The organism is Pseudomonas sp. P2S-1 (assembly GCF_057197725.1).
The window spans coordinates 4,016,011-4,035,126 of record NZ_CM170068.1; the positions used below are offsets into that span (position 1 = coordinate 4,016,011).

The 19,116-nt window shown below is 63.2% G+C and carries 15 protein-coding genes and 1 tRNA gene; 8 read left to right on the forward strand and 8 right to left on the reverse strand.

All coding sequences use genetic code 11. From position 1 onward, the window contains the following. Positions 1 to 27: 27 nt before the first annotated feature. A complete protein-coding gene (locus tag AC2CQI_RS17980) occupies positions 28 to 1,257 on the forward strand; it encodes a multifunctional CCA addition/repair protein (RefSeq protein WP_484577463.1) in 1,230 nt (409 codons plus the stop codon). A gap of 73 nt (positions 1,258 to 1,330) precedes the next feature. Here AC2CQI_RS17980 and folK read toward each other — a convergent pair whose 3' ends face one another. Further along, entirely contained in the window at positions 1,331 to 1,846 is a 516-nt protein-coding gene (gene folK / locus AC2CQI_RS17985; protein WP_484577464.1) for a 2-amino-4-hydroxy-6-hydroxymethyldihydropteridine diphosphokinase, read from the reverse strand. After that, positions 1,837 to 2,193 carry a dihydroneopterin aldolase gene (gene folB, locus AC2CQI_RS17990; RefSeq protein WP_075801609.1) on the reverse strand — a complete coding sequence of 119 codons (357 nt, stop codon included), beginning with the start codon at positions 2,191 to 2,193 and terminating at the stop codon, positions 1,837 to 1,839. Before folB ends, folK begins: the two co-directional genes overlap by 10 nt. Before the next feature lie 75 nt (positions 2,194 to 2,268). Between folB and plsY the strand changes: the two genes are divergently transcribed. Then, positions 2,269 to 2,838 (forward strand): glycerol-3-phosphate 1-O-acyltransferase PlsY, encoded by a 570-nt coding sequence (gene plsY / locus AC2CQI_RS17995; RefSeq protein WP_075801610.1) that lies wholly within the window; start codon positions 2,269 to 2,271, stop codon positions 2,836 to 2,838. On the opposite strand, the gene tsaD is transcribed toward plsY, so the two are convergent. Continuing rightward, complete coding sequence (gene tsaD, locus AC2CQI_RS18000) at positions 2,835 to 3,860, reverse strand: tRNA (adenosine(37)-N6)-threonylcarbamoyltransferase complex transferase subunit TsaD (protein WP_075801611.1); 1,026 nt, start codon at positions 3,858 to 3,860, stop codon at positions 2,835 to 2,837. The two genes, plsY and tsaD, sit on opposite strands and share 4 nt — an antisense overlap. Before the next feature lie 202 nt (positions 3,861 to 4,062). Here tsaD and rpsU point away from each other — a divergent pair, with 202 nt between their 5' ends. The 5 genes from rpsU (at position 4,063) to AC2CQI_RS18025 (ending at position 12,470) form a co-directional block, all read left to right on the forward strand. After that, positions 4,063 to 4,278: a 30S ribosomal protein S21 gene (rpsU, locus tag AC2CQI_RS18005; RefSeq protein ID WP_002551877.1), complete on the forward strand. Its 216-nt coding sequence runs from the start codon at positions 4,063 to 4,065 to the stop codon at positions 4,276 to 4,278. Between the two features lie 323 nt (positions 4,279 to 4,601). Continuing rightward, a complete protein-coding gene (gene dnaG, locus AC2CQI_RS18010; protein ID WP_075801612.1) occupies positions 4,602 to 6,596 on the forward strand; it encodes a DNA primase in 1,995 nt (664 codons plus the stop codon). 67 nt (positions 6,597 to 6,663) lie between these two features. Next, a complete protein-coding gene (gene rpoD, locus AC2CQI_RS18015) occupies positions 6,664 to 8,511 on the forward strand; it encodes an RNA polymerase sigma factor RpoD (protein ID WP_075801613.1) in 1,848 nt (615 codons plus the stop codon). 125 nt (positions 8,512 to 8,636) lie between these two features. Continuing rightward, the gene (locus tag AC2CQI_RS18020; RefSeq protein ID WP_075801614.1) at positions 8,637 to 12,380 is read left to right on the forward strand and encodes a bifunctional diguanylate cyclase/phosphodiesterase; all 3,744 of its coding nucleotides are present in this window, start codon (positions 8,637 to 8,639) and stop codon (positions 12,378 to 12,380) included. Between the two features lie 13 nt (positions 12,381 to 12,393). Further along, positions 12,394 to 12,470 (forward strand) — tRNA-Ile (locus AC2CQI_RS18025). 267 nt (positions 12,471 to 12,737) lie between these two features. On the opposite strand, the gene AC2CQI_RS18030 is transcribed toward AC2CQI_RS18025, so the two are convergent. Next, positions 12,738 to 13,148 carry a type II toxin-antitoxin system VapC family toxin gene (locus AC2CQI_RS18030; RefSeq protein ID WP_484577465.1) on the reverse strand — a complete coding sequence of 137 codons (411 nt, stop codon included), beginning with the start codon at positions 13,146 to 13,148 and terminating at the stop codon, positions 12,738 to 12,740. Then, positions 13,145 to 13,375, reverse strand: a complete 231-nt coding sequence (vapB, locus tag AC2CQI_RS18035; protein WP_075801699.1) for a type II toxin-antitoxin system VapB family antitoxin — start codon at positions 13,373 to 13,375, stop codon at positions 13,145 to 13,147. The genes AC2CQI_RS18030 and vapB overlap by 4 nt, the downstream gene beginning before the upstream one ends. 174 nt (positions 13,376 to 13,549) lie before the next feature. Here vapB and AC2CQI_RS18040 point away from each other — a divergent pair, with 174 nt between their 5' ends. Further along, positions 13,550 to 14,308: a FadR/GntR family transcriptional regulator gene (locus tag AC2CQI_RS18040; RefSeq protein WP_075801616.1), complete on the forward strand. Its 759-nt coding sequence runs from the start codon at positions 13,550 to 13,552 to the stop codon at positions 14,306 to 14,308. A gap of 48 nt (positions 14,309 to 14,356) precedes the next feature. Here the strand turns inward: AC2CQI_RS18040 and AC2CQI_RS18045 are convergent, their stop codons facing one another. From AC2CQI_RS18045 to AC2CQI_RS18055, 3 genes are all read right to left on the reverse strand, one after another. Then, positions 14,357 to 15,940 carry an aldehyde dehydrogenase (NADP(+)) gene (locus tag AC2CQI_RS18045; protein WP_075801617.1) on the reverse strand — a complete coding sequence of 528 codons (1,584 nt, stop codon included), beginning with the start codon at positions 15,938 to 15,940 and terminating at the stop codon, positions 14,357 to 14,359. A gap of 105 nt (positions 15,941 to 16,045) precedes the next feature. Next, positions 16,046 to 17,599, reverse strand: coding sequence for a galactarate dehydratase (garD, locus tag AC2CQI_RS18050; protein WP_075801618.1), 1,554 nt, complete (start codon positions 17,597 to 17,599; stop codon positions 16,046 to 16,048). An 80-nt stretch (positions 17,600 to 17,679) separates the two neighbouring features. Continuing rightward, positions 17,680 to 19,047: an MFS transporter gene (locus tag AC2CQI_RS18055; RefSeq protein ID WP_484577466.1), complete on the reverse strand. Its 1,368-nt coding sequence runs from the start codon at positions 19,045 to 19,047 to the stop codon at positions 17,680 to 17,682. Positions 19,048 to 19,116 lie beyond the last annotated feature (69 nt).

Below are 19,116 nucleotides of genomic sequence, written 5' to 3' on the forward strand. Positions count from 1 at the left end.
CCTGTGGGGCATCTACGGAGGTTTTTAATGCAGATCTACAAAGTCGGCGGCGCCGTGCGCGACCGCCTGCTCGGCAGGCCGGTCACCGATAACGACTGGGTGGTGGTCGGTGCCACTGCGCAGCAGATGCTGGCCCTGGGGTATCGCCCGGTAGGCACGGATTTCCCGGTATTCCTGCACCCGGACAGCGGCGAGGAGTACGCCCTGGCCCGCACCGAACGCAAAAGCGGCGTCGGCTACGGCGGCTTCACCTTCCACGCCAGCCCCGAGGTCACCCTCGAAGAGGACCTGATCCGCCGGGACCTGACCATCAATGCCATGGCCGAGGACGATCATGGCAATCTGACCGATCCTTATCATGGCAAACAGGACCTGGATAACCGCCTGTTGCGCCACGTTTCCCCGGCATTCGCCGAAGATCCCCTGCGCGTGCTGCGGGTCGCCCGCTTTGCCGCGCGCTTTGCCGGGTTGGGCTTCAGCGTCGCCCCTGAAACCCTCGAACTGATGCGCCAGCTCAGCGATTCAGGCGAACTTCAGGCCCTGACGCCGGAGCGTAGCTGGAAGGAAATTTCCCGGGCGCTGATGGAAGATCACCCGCAGGTGTTCATCCAGGTCCTGCGCGATTGTGGCGCGCTGCAACAGCTGATGCCGGAAGTGGACGCCCTGTTCGGGGTTCCGCAGCCACCGGCCCATCATCCGGAAATCGATACCGGCGCCCATACGCTGGCCGTCCTGGAACAGTCGGCGAAGCATGCGCAGCCGCTGACGGTGCGCTGGGCCTGCCTGCTGCATGACCTGGGCAAGGGCACCACGCCTGAAGCCGAGTGGCCACGGCACATCGCCCATGAGCATCGCGGGCTGAAGCTGATCGACAAGGTCAACAAACGCTTCAAGGTCCCGCGTGAATGCCAGGAGCTGGCGTTGCTGGTGGGCGAATACCACACCCATGGACACCGGGCGCTGGAATTGAAGCCCTCGACCCTGCTGGAGCTGCTGCAACGCTTCGACGTGTACCGACGGCCGCAGCGCTTCGAGGAATTCATCGTGGCGTGCGAGATGGATGCCCGGGGGCGGCTGGGGCTGGAAGATCGCCAGTATCCGCAGGCGGATTACCTGCGCGGCGCGGCGGAGGCGGCGAGGAAGGTGGCGGTGCAGCCGCTGGTTGAACAGGGCTACACCGGGCAGGCGCTGGGCGAGGCGCTGAAAAAGGCTCGCCTGAATGCGCTGAAGGCCTACAAGGAAAGCGCTGCAGGCTGACTTGTGCTGGCCTTGACGGCCTCATCGCTGGCAAGCCAGCTCCCACAGGGTCCGCGGCGCCTGCGATGAGGCCTCAGGTATTGGAATTTGTCAGTTGCCGCTCATGCCAGAGAAAAGGCACTGCAGCCAGCACCTGATCGATCTGCGCCTCATCCCACAACTGCGCCATGGTCTTGCCCGCGCCCGGATGCAGCAACTGCGGCGCGATCAACGACAGCGGCCAGAGCACGAAGGCATTCTTGAGGATTTCGGCGCGAGGCAGGACCAGCCCGTCGAAGTTGCCATGCAGGTCGCCGTACATCAGCACGTCGATATCCAGCGGCAACCCCTTGCGCTCCGGGGCATAGCGGCCGTTGTCGGCTTCGATGAACTTCAGTCGGCGATCCAGTTCGATCAGCGGCAGGTCGGTCAGGCCGGTAACCACCAGATTGAAGAACGGACCGCTCTTGATCCCCACCGCCTGGCTCTCGAAGACCGGCGAGCACTCCATCTGCTGGAGGAAGCCGGCCAGCGCATCGAGGCCGGCAGTCAGGTGCCGCTCACGCTCGACATTGCTGCCGAGGCCCAGGTAAACCCGTGTCAGAGGCATCCGCGCTCGATCTCCACGCCGACGCCACCGGTAGCCGCAGGCACCGCGCCAGGCTTGGTCAGCTTCAGGCTCAGCCAGGGAATATTGAATTCCTCCATCAGCACCTGCGCCAGGCGTTCGGCGAAGGTTTCCACCAACTGGAACTGCGCCTGCTCGGCAAAGGCCTGGATACGCGCGGACACGCTGGCATAGTCCAGCGCCAGGGTCAGGTCGTCACCCGCCGCTGCCGGGCGATTGTCCCAGGCAAACCGCAGGTCCAGACGCAGGCACTGGCGAATGCCACGCTCCCAGTCGTAGGCGCCGATCACGGTGTCGACTTCCAGCCCTTCGATGAACACTCTGTCCAAGCACTTCTCTCCACAGCACGACAAGGGCGCCTTGCGCCGTTAGAATCAGGGGCGTCCTTGCCCGGAATAGTTAGCATGTTTTGGTTACTGGCGATGTTCGCCTACCTGCTCGGCTCTCTGTCCTTCGCCATCGTCCTCAGCCGCCTGAACGGCAGCCCAGACCCGCGCATGAGCGGCTCGGGCAATGCCGGCGCCACCAATATGCTGCGCCTGGCGGGGCGGAAACTGGCGATCCTGACCCTGCTCGGCGACCTGTGCAAGGGCCTGATGCCGGTACTGCTCGCCCAACTGGCTGGTCTGGACCAGCAACAACAGGCTTGGATCGGCCTGTGCGCGGTACTCGGCCATCTGTTTCCGCTGTACTTCCGCTTCCGCGGCGGCAAGGGCGTCGCCACTGCCGCCGGCGTGCTGCTCGGCCTGTATCCGCCGGCCGCTCTGCTCGCCGTCATCAGTTGGCTGCTGACCTTCTACCTCACCCGCACCAGCTCGCTGGCGGCACTGATCGCCACGCCCCTGACCCTGCCATTGCTGGCCTGGCGCGAGCCGGAAGCCCTGGTGCCCATGGCCCTGCTGACCCTGCTCATCGTCTGGCGTCACCGCGGCAACCTGCGCGATCTGTTCGCCGGACGCGAGCGACATTTCTAGATCGCCTGCAAGGTTTCCATCGGCCAGCGTGCCTGCACGCTGATCGCCAGGGTTTCCTGCTGGCCGGCGGCAAGCCGCTGGCAACCGGCGTAGGCGATCATCGCGCCGTTGTCGGTGCAGAATTGCGGACGGGCGTAGAAGACATTGCCCTTGAGCCCGGCGGTCATTTCCTCCAGCGAAACCCGTAACGCCTTGTTCGCACTCACGCCACCGGCGATCACCAGACGGTTCAGACCGGTCTGCTTGAGGGCACGGCGGCACTTGATGGTGAGAGTCTCCACGACTGCCTGCTGGAAGGCCAGCGAGATGTCGCAACGAGTCTGTTCGCCGTCGTCCCCAGCCCTTTGGCACTGCTGCCAGGTGTTCAGGGCGAAGGTTTTCAGGCCGCTGAAGCTGAAATCCAGGCCCGGGCGATCGGTCATCGGCCGCGGGAAGACGAAGCGGCCCGGCACACCCTGGGTGGCCAGGCGGGCAATTTCCGGACCGCCGGGGTAATTCAGGCCGATCAGCTTGGCGGTCTTGTCGAAGGCTTCGCCGGCGGCGTCGTCCAGCGACTCGCCGAGCAGCTCGTAGCGCCCGATGCCATCGACGCGAACCAGTTGCGTGTGACCACCGGAAACCAGCAAGGCGACGAACGGAAACTCCGGTGGCTGCTCCTCGAGCATTGGCGCCAGCAGGTGACCTTCCATATGATGCACGCCCAGCGCCGGGATGCCCCAGGCAAAGGCCAGGGCCTGGGCGCAGGACGCCCCGACCAGCAGCGCCCCGACCAGGCCGGGACCGGCGGTGTAGGCGATGGCATCGATATCGGTGGCGACGCAGTCGGCCTCGGTCAGGACCTGGCGGATCAGCGGCAGCATGCGCTTGACGTGATCGCGGGAGGCGAGCTCCGGCACTACGCCGCCGTAGACGCGGTGCAGGTCGATCTGGCTGAACAGCGCGTCGGCCAGCAGGCCGCGCTCGCTGTCGTAGAGGGCGACGCCGGTTTCATCGCAGGATGTTTCCAATCCCAGTACTAGCATGGGTTCTTGCCTTGTTGAGGCTGAATTCGAAGGCGCGCATGATAGTCCTCGCTCCCCATGCCGACCAGCGGTTTTCGATCAGAGGCTTTGCATTCCGGCTGGGTAAGGGTTAACATCCGCAACCCTTAAAAACCGACGTACTCCAGTGCACATTTTCTGCCACGAGTTCGTTGACCCCGGTAATGAATGAAGGTAGCTCTGGATGCCAGCCGTCAAAGTTAAAGAGAACGAACCCTTCGACGTAGCTCTGCGTCGTTTCAAGCGCTCCTGCGAAAAAGCCGGTGTACTGGCTGAAGTTCGTAGCCGCGAATTTTACGAGAAGCCGACTTCCGAGCGTAAGCGCAAAGCAGCTGCTGCTGTTAAGCGTCACGCCAAGAAAGTTCAGCGCGAACAGCGCCGCGCCGTTCGTCTGTACTAATACAGACGTTCGTCGCAAGCTTCTGCCTCGCCCGGCCCAAAGCCGGGCTGCCGGCAGTTGATTGAGCTGTTCACTCCAGCCACGACACCTGTCGTATCGCCGGAGACGCCCAGACTGGTTCCCAGGCCGGGCAGCCTGCCCCAATCGTCAGAACTGGCTTTATCGCCAGCCGTGCACGTCACACTGACGGGCCCTCACGGGTTATCGACGAGCACATCTTCTTTTCCGTTTTCTTGCGTCTGCCATTCGACCTGGTTTCGAATGCACCGTCGTTCCCGCAGCATTAGCGATAGACTTGATTATCGCCTGATGACGAGAGAGCCATGGCCGGGCTGATTCCCCAGAGTTTCATTGACGACCTTCTCAACCGCACCGACATCGTCGACGTGGTGAGTTCGCGCGTGCAACTGAAAAAGGCCGGCAAGAACCTCACCGCCTGCTGCCCGTTCCACAAGGAAAAGACCCCGTCGTTCAGCGTCAGCCCGGACAAGCAGTTCTACTACTGCTTCGGTTGCGGCGCTGGCGGCAACGCCCTCGGCTTCATCATGGACCACGACAACCTGGACTTTCCCCAGGCGGTCGAGGAACTGGCGAAAGCCGCCGGCATGGAAATCCCCCGGGAAGAAAGCGGGCGCGGACACAAGCCACGCCAGCCGGTGGATTCACCGCTCTACCCGCTGCTCACCGCCGCTGCCGAGTTCTATCGCCAGGCCCTGAAGAGCCACCCGACCCGCAAGGCTGCGGTGGAATATCTCAAGGGCCGCGGCCTGTCCGGCGAGATCGCCCGCGACTTCGGCCTCGGCTTCGCCCCGCCGGGCTGGGACAACCTGTTCAAGCACCTGAGCAGCGACAACCTGCAGCAGAAAGCCATGATCGACGCCGGCCTGCTGATCGAGAACGCCGAGAGCGGCAAACGCTACGACCGCTTCCGCGACCGGGTGATGTTCCCGATCCGCGACAGCCGCGGCCGGGTCATCGCCTTTGGTGGGCGGGTACTGGGCGACGACAAGCCCAAGTACCTCAACTCCCCGGAAACCCCGGTGTTCCACAAGGGCCAGGAGCTGTACGGGCTGTACGAGGCGCGCAAGTTCAACCGCAACCTCGACGAAATCATCGTCGTCGAAGGCTACATGGACGTCATCGCCCTGGCCCAGCAAGGCCTGCGCAACGCGGTGGCGACCCTGGGCACGGCGACCAGCGAGGAGCACCTCAAGCGCCTGTTCCGCGTAGTGCCCAGCGTGCTGTTCTGCTTCGACGGCGACCAGGCCGGCCGCAACGCCGCCTGGCGCGCGCTGGAAGCCACGCTGTCGAGCCTGCAGGACGGGCGCAAGGCGCGCTTCCTGTTCCTGCCCGAAGGTGAAGACCCGGACACCCTGGTCCGCGCCGAAGGCACCGACGCCTTCCGCGCCCGGATCAACCAGCATGCGCAGCCGCTGGCCGATTATTTCTTCCAGCAGCTGACCGAGGAAGCCGACCCGCGCTCGCTCGAGGGCAAGGCCCATATGGCCACCCTTGCCGCGCCGCTGATCGACAAGGTACCAGGCGCCAATTTGCGTGCGCTGATGCGCAATCGCCTGAAGGAAATCACCGGCCTGGACAACCAGCAGGTCGAGCAGCTTGCGCAGAGCGCGCCGCGGGAAACCCCGCCGCCGGCCTATGACCCGGGCATCGACTACGATGCTATCCCCGACTACAGCCCGGACTACAGCGACTTCCACCACGCCGAGCATTTCCAGGCGCAGCCACAACAACAGTGGACACCCAACCAGGGCGGCGGGCAGAAGAAGAAATGGGACGGCAAGCCGTGGGACAAGAAGGGCGGGAAGGGCAAGCCCTGGGACCGCAACGGCCAGCAACAGAATCATCCGCCGCGCACGCCGACCTCGGTCGAGCCGCCGACGCTCAGCGCCCTGCGCACCCTGCTCCACCACCCGGCGCTGGCGCGCAAGGTCGAGGACGCCAGCCACATTGCCGACGAAGAACACGTCTACGCGCAGTTGCTGGTGGCACTGCTGGAAGCGCTGCAAAAGAATCCTGAGCTACGCTCACTACAGCTGATCGCGCGCTGGCACGGCACCGAACAAGGGCGCCTGCTGCGGGCACTGGCGGAAAAGGAATGGTTGATCGATGCCGACAACCTTGAACAACAGTTTTTCGACACTATAACTAGCTTGTCCGCTCGCCAACGCGAGCGCAGCCTGGAACATCTGCTCCGGAAAGCACGTCAAAGCGAATTGAGCGCAGAGGAAAAAAATCAGCTGCGCGACCTCCTGAGTCGCAATGTTCCCGCACAAACCCCGACCTCAACTGGCGCGTGAGGTCCATGCTCGGGTATAATCCTCGGCTTGTTTTTTGCCCGCCAAGACCTTCAGTGGATAGGGTGTTATGTCCGGAAAAGCGCAACAGCAGTCTCGCATCAAAGAGTTGATCACCCGCGGTCGTGAGCAGGGCTACCTGACTTACGCGGAGGTCAACGACCACCTGCCGGAGGATATTTCAGATCCGGAACAGGTGGAAGACATCATCCGCATGATCAACGACATGGGGATCAACGTATTCGAGAGTGCTCCGGATGCGGATGCCCTTTTGTTGGCCGAAGCCGACACCGACGAAGCCGCGGCCGAAGAAGCCGCTGCTGCGCTGGCGGCTGTGGAAACCGACATCGGTCGCACCACCGACCCGGTGCGCATGTACATGCGCGAAATGGGTACCGTCGAACTCCTGACCCGTGAAGGCGAAATCGAAATCGCCAAGCGGATCGAGGAAGGTATCCGTGAAGTGATGAGCGCTATCGCCCACTTCCCCGGCACCGTCGAATACATCCTCGGCGAATACGATCGCGTCACCGCGGAAGGCGGCCGTCTGTCGGACGTCCTCAGCGGCTATATCGATCCTGACGACAGCATCGCGGCGCCGTCCGAGATGCCACCTCCCGTCGACAAGGCCGCTGCGGCCGAAGAGAGCGACGACGAGGACGAGGAAAAGGACGAGAACAGCGACGAAGAGGAAGAGACCGAGAGCGGTCCCGATCCTGAAGTCGCCCGCCAGCGTTTCGGCGCCGTTGCCGAGCAGCTGGAAGCCACCGTCAAGATCCTCAAGAAGCATGGTCGCGGCAGCAAGCAAGGCGTTGCCGAGCTGCTGGCCCTGGCCGAGCTGTTCATGCCGATCAAGCTGGTACCGAAGCAATTCGAAGTGCTGGTCGAGCGCGTTCGTGGTGCCCTGGACCGCCTGCGTGCCCAGGAACGCGCGATCATGCAGCTGTGCGTCCGTGACGCCCGCATGCCGCGTGCCGACTTCCTGCGTCTGTTCCCGAGCAACGAAGTCGACATGACCTGGAGCGGCGACCTCTCCAAGCGCAGCACCAAATGGGCCGAAGCCCTGGGCCGCCTGGACGCCGACATCGTGCGTTGCCAGCAGAAGCTGGTCGACCTCGAGGCCGAGACCGGCCTGACCATCGCCGAGATCAAGGACATCAACCGTCGCATGTCGATCGGTGAAGCCAAGGCTCGTCGTGCCAAGAAGGAAATGGTCGAGGCCAACCTGCGTCTGGTGATCTCGATCGCCAAGAAGTACACCAACCGCGGCCTGCAATTCCTCGACCTGATCCAGGAAGGCAACATCGGCCTGATGAAGGCGGTGGACAAGTTCGAATACCGTCGCGGCTACAAGTTCTCGACCTACGCCACCTGGTGGATTCGCCAGGCGATCACCCGTTCGATCGCCGACCAGGCACGCACCATCCGTATCCCGGTGCACATGATCGAGACGATCAACAAGCTCAACCGTATTTCCCGGCAGATGCTCCAGGAAATGGGTCGCGAACCGACCCCGGAAGAGCTGGGTGAGCGCATGGAAATGCCTGAGGACAAGATCCGCAAGGTACTGAAGATCGCCAAAGAGCCGATCTCCATGGAAACCCCGATCGGTGACGATGAAGACTCGCATCTGGGCGACTTCATCGAGGACTCGACCATGCAGTCGCCAATCGATGTGGCCACTGTCGAAAGCCTCAAGGAAGCCACCCGTGACGTGCTCTCGGGCCTGACCGCACGCGAAGCCAAGGTGCTGCGCATGCGTTTCGGTATCGACATGAACACCGATCACACCCTCGAAGAAGTCGGCAAGCAGTTCGACGTGACCCGCGAGCGGATCCGTCAGATCGAAGCCAAGGCGCTGCGCAAGCTGCGTCACCCGACGCGAAGCGAGCATCTGCGCTCCTTCCTCGACGAGTAACAAGACGAACCCCGGCCACCGCCGGGGTTTTTCTTTTGGGCGACGAACAGCGGTCCGTCGTCCGCGTACTGAAGGCAAAATGCCCGTCTACACTCGAATCTATCCATTCGTTCGACGAGGCCGCTATGCCGAGATTGCCGGCCCTTCTGCTGTCGCTCCTGGCCCTCTGGAGCACTGCGGCCGGCGCCTTGACCCTGACCGATGAAGAGCAGGCCTGGCTCGATGCCCATCCCAGCCTGCGCCTCGGCATTGACGCTTCGTGGCTACCCTTCGAATACCGGGACCAGGAAGGCCGCTACCAGGGACTGGCCGCCGACTACATCGCCGTGATCCGCGAGCGCCTGGGGATCAACTTCACCCTGGGCGCGCCGGCGAACTGGACTCAGGTCCTCGAACAGTCCCGCAACGGACAGATCGACCTGATGCCCGGGATCATGTCGACGCCCGAACGCCAGGATTACCTGTCGTTCACCCGCCCCTACCTGGATTTCCCCATCGTCATCCTTGCCCACGAAGGCGGGCCGCACCCCAACGCACTCAAGGACCTGTACGGCCTGAAGATCGCCGTGGTGGAAAACTACGCACCCCATGAACTGCTGCGCGCCCACTACCCGGATCTCAATCTGGTGGCCATGCCCAATGTCAGTTCAGCCTTGCAAGCGCTGGCCACCGATGAGGTCGATGCGGTGGTCGGCGACCTTGCCTCCAGCGTCTGGGCCCTGCGCGAACTCAAGCTGGAAGGCCTCTACGTCAGCGGCGAAACGCCTTATCGCTATCAACTGGCCATGGGCACGCCGCGGGAGAACAAGATCCTGGTCGGCATCCTCGACAAGGTGCTGGCAGACATGACGCCCGAAGAAGTTGCCGGCATCCAGGAGCGCTGGGTCGGCAAAGTGCTCGAGCAACGTCCGCTGTGGCGTGACCTGCTGCTCTACGGTCTGCCGGGAGTGCTGTTCCTGGTCGCGATCCTGGCGGCGGTGATTCGCGTCAATCGCCGCCTCAGCTCGGAAATTTCCCGACGCATCGCCCTCGAGCAGGAACTGCGCAGCAGCGAGTACCACTATCGCGGGCTGGTCGAGAGCCTGTCGGCGATTGCCTGGGAAGCCGATGCCAACGACTTCACCTACAACTACGTCTCGCCCCACGCCGAGGACCTGCTCGGCTATCCGCTGAGCGACTGGCTCACCCCCGGCTTCTGGCGCTCGATCCTGCACCCCGAGGACGCGCTGTGGGCCCAGGCCTACTGCGACGCAGAAAGCGCCGCCGGCCGCGATCACAGCCTGGATTACCGGGTGATCCGTGCAGACGGCCGGACCCTGTGGATCCGCGACATCGTCAGTCTTATCGAACATGGCCACAAACCGGTGATGCGCGGCCTGATGATCGATATCAGCGAAGCCAAGCACACCGAGCAGGCCCTGCGCCTGTCGGAACAGAAGTTCGCCTCGGTGTTCCATCAATGCCCGGACATCCTGGTGATCGCCCGCCTCAGCGACGGCTGCCTGCTGGAAATCAACGAAACCTTCGAGGAGCAGATCGGCCTCACCCCTGCCCAGGTCGTCGGCCGCACCGCTACCGAACTGAATATCTGGGGCGTCGAGGGCATCGGCCCGAGCCTGCTGCAGCGCCTGCAACGGGGTAGCGTGCGCAATCTGGAAATGACCTTCCGGCGCAGCAATGGCCAGTTGTTCACCGGGCTGATCTCGGCGGAATCCTTCGACCTGGAGAGCACGCCGGCACTGGTGGTGGCGGTACGCGATATCAGCCAGCTCAAGGAAACCCAGGAACAGTTGCAGATTTCCGAAGAGAAATTCGCCAAGGCCTTCCACGCCTCTCCAGACGGCATGTTGCTGTCGCGGCAGAGCGACGGCATGCTGCTGGAGGTGAATGAAGGCTTCTGCCGCCTGACCGGGTTCGACATGCAGACATCCCTCGACCGCACGGCTATCGACCTGGGCATCTGGGTCGACCTCAACGAACGCCGGGAGATGCTCGAGCTGCTGAAAAAGGACGGTTTCGTGCGTGACTACAGCTGCAACCTGCGCCGTTCCGATGGCGAGGTCCGGCTCTGCGAACTGTCGTCCCGCCCCCTGCCTATCGGCGGCACCGATTGCATGCTGACCATCGCCCGCGACATCACCGACCGCCACCAGATGCAGGAAAAGCTGCAACTGGCCGCGACTGTCTTCGAAAACACCGCCGAAGGCGTGCTGATCACCGATACCGACCAGCGCATCAGCGCGGTCAACCGCGCCTTCAGCGAAATCACCGGCTACAGCGAAGGTGAAACCCTCGGTCGCACACCGCGCCTGCTCGCCTCCGGCCAGCATGACAGCGCGTTCTATGCGGCCATGTGGCACCAGCTCAGCGCAGATGGCCATTGGCAAGGAGAGATTCTCAACCGGCGCAAGAACGGGGAGCTCTACCCTGCCTGGCTGACCATCAGCGCCGTGCGCAATCCCGAGCTGGGCACCACCCATTTCGTCGCGGTGTTCGCCGATATCTCCAGCCTCAAGCACGCCCAGGCCAAGCTCGACTATCAGGCCCACCATGACCCGCTCACCGGCCTGCCCAATCGCACCCTGTTCGAAAACCGCCTGCTGGCCGCGCTGAGTTGTCCACAGGCATCGAGCCGCCAGGGTGCGGTGCTGTTCCTCGACCTGGACCGCTTCAAGCACATCAACGACAGTCTCGGCCATCCGGTCGGCGACCTGCTGCTCAAGGCCATCGCCCACCGCCTGAAGGAACAGGTCCGCGATATCGACACCGTGGCCCGCCTGGGTGGCGACGAATTCATCATCCTCCTACCCGGCCTGCACCAGGCCAGCGACGCCGAGCATATCGCGCAAAAGGTGCTGGCCTGCTTCAACGCACCGTTCCAGGCTGGCGACCACGAGTTCTTTTCCAGTGCCAGCATCGGCATCAGCCTCTATCCGCAGGACGGCACCGACGTCGCCTCGCTGATCCGCAACGCCGACGCGGCCATGTACCGCTCCAAGGCCAAGGGACGCAACCGGGTCGAAGCCTACACCCGCGACCTCACGGCCCAGGCCAGCGAACGCATCGCCCTCGAACACGAACTGCGCCGGGCCATCGAGCGCAACGAACTGAGCCTGTACTTCCAGCCCAAGCTGAGCCTCAAGACCCAGCGTCTGGTCGGTGCCGAAGCGCTGATCCGCTGGACCAACCCGACCTTTGGCGACGTCCCGCCCGAGCGCTTCATTCCGCTGGCGGAAGAGAACGGCATGATCCTGCAACTCGGTGACTGGGTGCTGGAGCACGCCTGTCGGCAGATGCAGGCCTGGAAGCGCCAGTACCAGGCCTTCGGCCCGCTCTCGGTCAACCTCGCCGGCGCCCAGTTGCGCCAGCCGGGACTGGTACGGCGCATCGAACAACTGCTCAAGAGCTACCAGCTCAAGGCAGGCGAGTTGCAACTGGAAATTACCGAAAACTTCATCATGAGCCAGGCCGAGGAAGGCCTGGCCATCCTGCATCAGCTCAAGCGTCTGGGTGTGCAACTGGCGATCGACGACTTCGGCACCGGCTACTCGTCCCTGAGTTACCTCAAGCGCCTGCCGCTGGACATCCTCAAGATCGACCAATCCTTCATCCGCGGCCTGCCTGACGACCCCAACGACGCCGCCATCGCCCGCGCCATCATCGCCCTCGGCCGCAGCCTGCAGCTCACGGTGATTGCCGAGGGCGTGGAAACCCAGGCGCAGCAGCAATTCCTCACCCGGGAGGGCTGCGAACAGATCCAGGGCTACATCGTCAGCCTGCCGTTGCCGGCCAACGCCTTCGCCGAGTCGTTCCTGCGCATAGTACTTTCCGATCTTTCGGATGGCACTGCCTGGAATCCCTCGATATAATCCGCGACCACTGGGGCCTATAGCTCAGTTGGTTAGAGCAGAGGACTCATAATCCTTTGGTCCACGGTTCGAGTCCGTGTGGGCCCACCAGATACGACGAAGCCGCGCGAATGCGCGGCTTTTTTATGCGTATAAGAAAAGCCAGACCAATCCTACCGACCAATCAGATGCAGTAGTGTCGGGTGCATGACCTGCTCAATTCAGATGTGATCTAGAAATGAGCAAACTGAAAGCAACGAAGAGCGGCAAGGCCGGTAAACACAAAGATCAAGACATCTTTTCGACCGTGTTCATGCGTGGTTTGCGTATGAAGGCGACTACCGACCCCAAGTACTGCGGAAGCCCAATGGCGAGGTCTCAAACCCATTCCTCGTAGACAAGGTTATGCACACGGCCAAATTCGCGCACATTGTTTGTCACAAGGGTGCAGCCGATGGCGATTGCATGCCCCGCAATGGCGGTGTCATTAGGGCCAATAGGCGTCCCTGCGCGAGTCAAGGTCTCCATCACTTGAACGGTCGCATCGACCGCCCGCTGATCCCACGGCAGCACCGCATCCAGCCGCTTTATAAATTCGTCGACCAGCATCTTGTGCTTGGGCGAGGCCTTCTTGCCGATCTGCCCATAGCGCATTTCTGCATATGTGATGGCGGATACAACAATACGGTTTCCCCGTATGACCTCTGCAACCAGACGCTTGATCACCGCTTCCGGATGCTCGCGCATGATGAATGAGCAGATGCAGGTGTCGAGCATGTAGGTGGTCACTGGTTGAACCTGCCTTCATCACCGACCACTGAGACACGCTCTTGCAGAAAGTCCTCGTCAGCTTTCGGCAACTCGGAAAAAGAACCCCAGGATGGCCGGACAGGACGCAGTGTGATTACATCACCTTCGCGTGAAATCTCGAGCTCTCCGACGCCCTCGTAAGCCATGTCGGCAGGCAATCGAACGGCCTGGTTCTTGCCGTTTTTAAAAATAGAGACCGTGCGCATGGGTGGCACCTCCAGCATATGTTAAGCATAGGCAAAATATAGGCTTCTCTATTGATGCATTCAAGCCTCCCTCATCCCATCCTTTTTCTTTACCCTTTTCCCCACTCCGCCCATGTGATCGTACAACTCCATCAGCTATGATGACGGTTATTTTTCAACATGAATGACATAGGCATGACAGAGCAGCAGGTACAGGTGCGAGGCCGGCGCAAGCCGCGTAGCCTGGCCCAGGAACTGGTCGCGGTGCTGACCGAGCGGATTCGCAGCGGGCAATTGAAGCGCGGCGACAAGCTTCCCACCGAGTCGCAGATCATGGCCGAGGAAGGCGTGAGCCGGACGGTGGTACGAGAAGCCATCTCCCGCTTGCAGGCCTCCGGCCAGGTGGAAACCCGCCACGGCATCGGCACGTTCGTGCTCGACCAGCCCGCCGGCGGCAGCTTCCGCATCGATCCGGCCACCATCGTGACCCTGCGCGAGGTGCTGTCGGTGCTGGAGCTGCGTATCGCCCTGGAAGTCGAGTCGGCCGGCCTGGCCGCGCAACGGCGCAGTGACGAGGCCCTCACCGGGATGCGCGCGGCCCTGGACGAGCTGAATGAAGGCGTGTCCCATGCCTCCGATGCCGTGTCCGCGGATTTCCAGTTCCATCTGCAGATCGCCCAGGCCAGCGGCAATCACTACTTCGCCGACATCATCAATCACCTGGGCACCAGCATCATCCCGCGCACGCGGCTGAACTCGGCGCGCCTGGCCCATGATGACCAGCCTCACTACATGAGTCGGCTCAGCCACGAGCATGAGGCGATCTACGAGGCCATCGCCCGCCGCGACAGCGAAGGCGCGAAAATGGCCATGCGCATGCACCTGAGCAATAGCCGCGAGCGGCTGCGCCAGGCCCATGAAGATGCCGAACAGCAGCAGAACCAGAGCGCCTGAAATTAAAAGGCCCCGCAATCGCGGGGCCTTTTCATTGCAGCGGGATGATCAGGCGATCACGCCGTCATTCCACTGGCCATTGACCAGGCGACGCAGCCCCAGCGGGTTGCCATCACGCAGGGCTTCCGGCAGCAGTGACTGCGGGTAGTTCTGGTAGCACACCGGACGCAGGAAGCGGTCGATGGCCAAGGTGCCCACTGAAGTACCACGGGCATCGGAGGTCGCCGGGTACGGACCGCCGTGAACCATGGCGTCGCAGACTTCCACGCCGGTCGGGTAGCCGTTGATCAGGATACGACCGACCTTCTCTTCCAGCAGTGGCACCAGCCAGGCGTAGGCTTCGAAATCTTCCGCCTCGCCGATCAGGGTGGCGGTCAGTTGGCCGCGCAGGCCCAGCAGCGCGCTGCGCAGTTGCTCGTTGCCGGCCACTTCGACAGCAACGGTGGTCGGACCGAAGACTTCTTCCTGCAGCAGCGGATCGGATTCCACCAGCAGGCTGGCGTCGGCCTTGAACAGTTGGGCACGCGCCTGGCTGCCTTCCTGCGGCTGGCCGGCGAGATGCTTGATGCCCGCATGCGCCTGCAGATGCTCCAGGCCGCCGACATAGCTGCGCAGGCCGCCGGCATTGAGCATGGTCTGCCCGGCCTGCTGGTCCAGGTGCCCGCCCAGTTCGCTGAGCAGTTTGCTGAATTCAGGCGATTGCAGGCCGATCACCAGGCCCGGGTTGGTGCAGAACTGACCGCAGCCCATGACCACCGAACCCGCCAGTTCACGGGCAATGGCTTCGCCACGCTTGGCCAGCGCGCCCGGCAGGATGATCACCGGGTTGATGCTCGACATCTCGGCGAACACCGGGATTGGCTGCGGACGCTCTGCGGCCATGCGGCACAGGGCGTCGCCACCTTTCAGCGAGCCGGTGAAGCCGACCGCCTGGATCGCCGGGTGCTTGACCAGCCACTCGCCGACGCCGCCACCGAAGACCATGTTGAACACGCCCTTCGGCATACCGGTGCGCTCGGCGGCACGCTGGATGGCGCAGCCAACCAGGTCGGCGGTGGCCATGTGGCCGCTGTGGGCCTTGAACACGACCGGGCAGCCGGCAGCCAGGGCCGCAGCGGTATCGCCACCGGCGGTGGAGAAGGCCAGCGGGAAGTTGCTTGCGCCGAATACTGCGACCGGACCGACGCCGATGCGCATTTGGCGGATGTCCACGCGCGGCAGCGGTTGACGCTCTGGCAGGGCCAGGTCGATGCGCGCACCGAGGAAGTCACCACGACGCAGGACCTGGGCGAACAGGCGCATCTGCCCGCTGGTACGACCGCGCTCACCCTGGATACGGGCAGCCGGCAATGCGGTTTCGCGGCAGACGATGGCGACGAAGGCGTCGTCCAGTTCATCCAGCTCGGCGGCGATGGCCTCGAGGAATTCGGCACGACGGGCCGGGGACAGTTGGCGGAATTCGGCGAAGGCGGCTGCGGCAGCCTGGGCAGCCTGGTCGACTTCGCTTTCGGTGGCCTGGGCAAAGCTGTAAGGCAGGGCTTCGCCGGTAGTGGCGTCGAGGCTTTGCAGACGTTGCGAGCCGGCGGCGCTGCGCTGGCCGGCGATGAAGTTGTGGCCGAGGATCTCTGGCATTTCGGGGCTCCTGTGGACAAAGGGTGAGTCAGTGGGAGCTGTATTGCCTGGAACATGGCAATCGCTGGCAAGCCAGCTCCCACAGGGACTTGAGGTGCTCTTGAGTCAGGTGATCGGGGCTGGGTTGAACAGGGTGATGTCGTTGTGCAGCTTGTGCTGCTCGGCCCAGGTCTGCTTGCGGCCGCTGGCGACATCCAGGTAGTAGTGGAACAGCTCCCAGCCCAGCTCTTCGATGCTCGAACGGCCGGTAGCGATGCGCCCGGCGTCGATATCGATCAGGTCGGGCCAGCGCTGGGCCAGTTCGGTACGGGTGCAGACCTTGACCACCGGGGCCATGGCCAGGCCATACGGCGTGCCGCGACCGGTGGTGAACACGTGCAGGTTCATCCCGGCCGCCAGTTGCAGGGTGCCGCAGACGAAGTCGCTGGCCGGCGTGGCGCAGAAGATCAGGCCCTTGCGGTTGACCCGCTCGCCAGGCCCGACCACGCCCTGGATGGCGCCGCTGCCGGACTTGACGATGGAACCGAGGGACTTCTCGACGATGTTCGACAGCCCGCCCTTCTTGTTGCCCGGCGTGGTGTTGGCACTGCGGTCGGCTTCGCCGCTTTGCAGGTAGCGGTCGTACCAGTCCATCTCGCGCACCAGCGCGTCGGCGACTTCCGGGGTTTCGGCGCGGGAAGTGAGCATGTAGATGGCATCGCGCACCTCGGTGACTTCCGAGAACAGCACGGTGGCCCCGGCACGCACCAGCAGGTCGGCGGCATAGCCCAGGGCCGGGTTGGCGGTGATGCCGGAGAAGGCATCGCTACCGCCGCACTGCATGCCGAGGATCAGCTCGCTGGCCGGCACCGTTTCGCGCTGGCGCTGGTTCAGCTTGATCAGGCGCGCTTCGGCCAGGGCCATGATCTGCTCGATCATTTCCACGAAACCGAGGCTGGCGTCCTGCAGGCGGTACAGCCAAGGCTCGCTGAGGTCCACCGACGGGTCGTTGTCGTGCATCACCTGGCCGGCCTGGAGCTTCTCGCAACCCAGGCTGATCACCAGCGCTTCACCGCCGAGGTTGGGGTTGCGCGCCAGGTTGCGCACGGTGCGGATCGGGATATAGGCGTCACGGGCGTTGATCGCCACGCCGCAGCCATAGCTGTGGGTCAGGGCAACCACGTCGTCGACGTTGGGATACTTGGGCAGCAGTTCGTCGCGAATGCGCTTGACCGCATGATCGAGCACGCCGGTCACGCACTGCACGGTGGTAGTGATGCCGAGGATATTGCGCGTACCGACGGTGCCGTCGGCGTTGCGATAACCCTCGAAGGTGAAGCCGTCCAGCGGCGGCAGGGCCTCCGGCACCGCATCGCAGCGTGGCAGGCTGTCCAGCTCCGGCGCGGCCGGCATGGCCAGCTGGGTTTCCTTGACCCAACTGCCCTGGACCAGGTCTTCCAGGGCGTAGCCGATGATCTGTCCATAGCGGCGCACGGGCTCGCCCTTGGCGATGGTCACTACCGCCACTTTGTGGCTCTGCGGTACGCCTTCGACCAGGGTCAGGCCATCGGCGAAGCGGGCACCCTCGCCCAGACCGCCGTCATTGACCACCACCACGACGTTATCGTCGTCGTGCAGGCGTACATAGCGAGGCGAGTCGGAAGTTTCGATCAACTGCATGATGGTGCCCTTCTTGTTATTTCCCAGGCTTTGTTCATCCGCGAACGCCCGGCCATAAGGCCGGGCGCTGCGTGACTTTCTTAGTTCGACGACTCGGCCAGTTTGCCCGATGGCGTCGTTGCTGCTTCATCCTTCGGGACATCGCGCAGCTCGATACGCTTGATCGGGCCGACGATCACCAGGTAGCTGAACACCGCCACCAGGGCGTTGGCGCCCACGTACACCAGGGCCCATTTGAACGAGCCGGTGGCGCTGATGATGTAGCCGATGATGATCGGCGTGGTGATCGAAGCGATGTTGCCGAAGGTGTTGAACATACCGCCCGACAGGCCGGCGATCTGCTTCGGCGAGGTGTCCGAGACCACCGCCCAGCCCAGCGCGCCGAGGCCTTTGCCGAAGAACGCCAGGGCCATGATACCGACCACCATCCACTCGGCATCCACGTAGTTGCAGATGACCATGGAGGTCGAGAGCAGCAGGCCGATGACGATCGGCGCCTTGCGGGCGAAGGTCAGGGAGTTGCCGCGACGCAGCAGATGATCGGAGATCACCCCGCCCAGCACGCCACCGACGAAGCCGCAGATGGCCGGCAAGGAGGCGATGATGCCCGCCTTGAGGATCGACATGCCGCGCTCCTGCACCAGGTACACCGGGAACCAGGTGAGGAAGAAGTAGGTGATGGCGTTGATGCAGTACTGGCCGAGGTAGACGCCGAGCATCATGCGGCTGGACAGCAACTGCTTGATGTAGCCCCACTTCGGACCGCTGGCGCCAGCCGCCTTGGGCTTGTCCATGTCGACCAGGCCACCGTTCTTCTCGATGTGCTCCAGTTCCTGGGCACCGATCATCGGGTGTTCCTTGGGGTTGTAGACGACCTTCAGCCAGATCCCGGCGAAGACGATACCCATGGCACCCATGACGATGAACACGTGCTCCCAGCCCCAGGCGTGGACGATCCAGCCCATCAGCGGAGCGAACAGCACGGTGGCGAAGTATTGCGCGGAGTTGAAGATCGCCGAGGCGGTACCGCGTTCGGCGGTCGGGAACCAGGCGGCGACGATACGTGCGTTACCCGGGAACGACGGAGCTTCGGCGAAGCCCACCAGGAAGCGCAGCATGAACAGGGCGATGATCGCGTTGGCTACCGGCATGTAGCCGACGAAGCCTTGCAGCACGGTGAACAGCGACCAGGTGAAGATACTGAAGGCGTAGACCTTCTTGGAGCCGAAACGGTCGAGCAGCCAACCGCCAGGAATCTGTCCGAGCACATAGGCCCAGCCGAACGCCGAGAAGATATAACCGAGGGTGACAGCATCGATGCCGAGGTCCTTCTGCAGGCTCGAGCCAGCAATGGAGATGGTTGCACGGTCGGCGTAGTTGATCGTGGTCACCAGGAACAGCATGAACAGGATCAGGTAGCGGACGCGCGTCTTTTTAGTCGCATGCATCGGAAGTTACTCCCACTAATTATTCTTGTGCGGGCTCTTGAATTGTAAGCCGGAGCGGGGTGTTCCCGC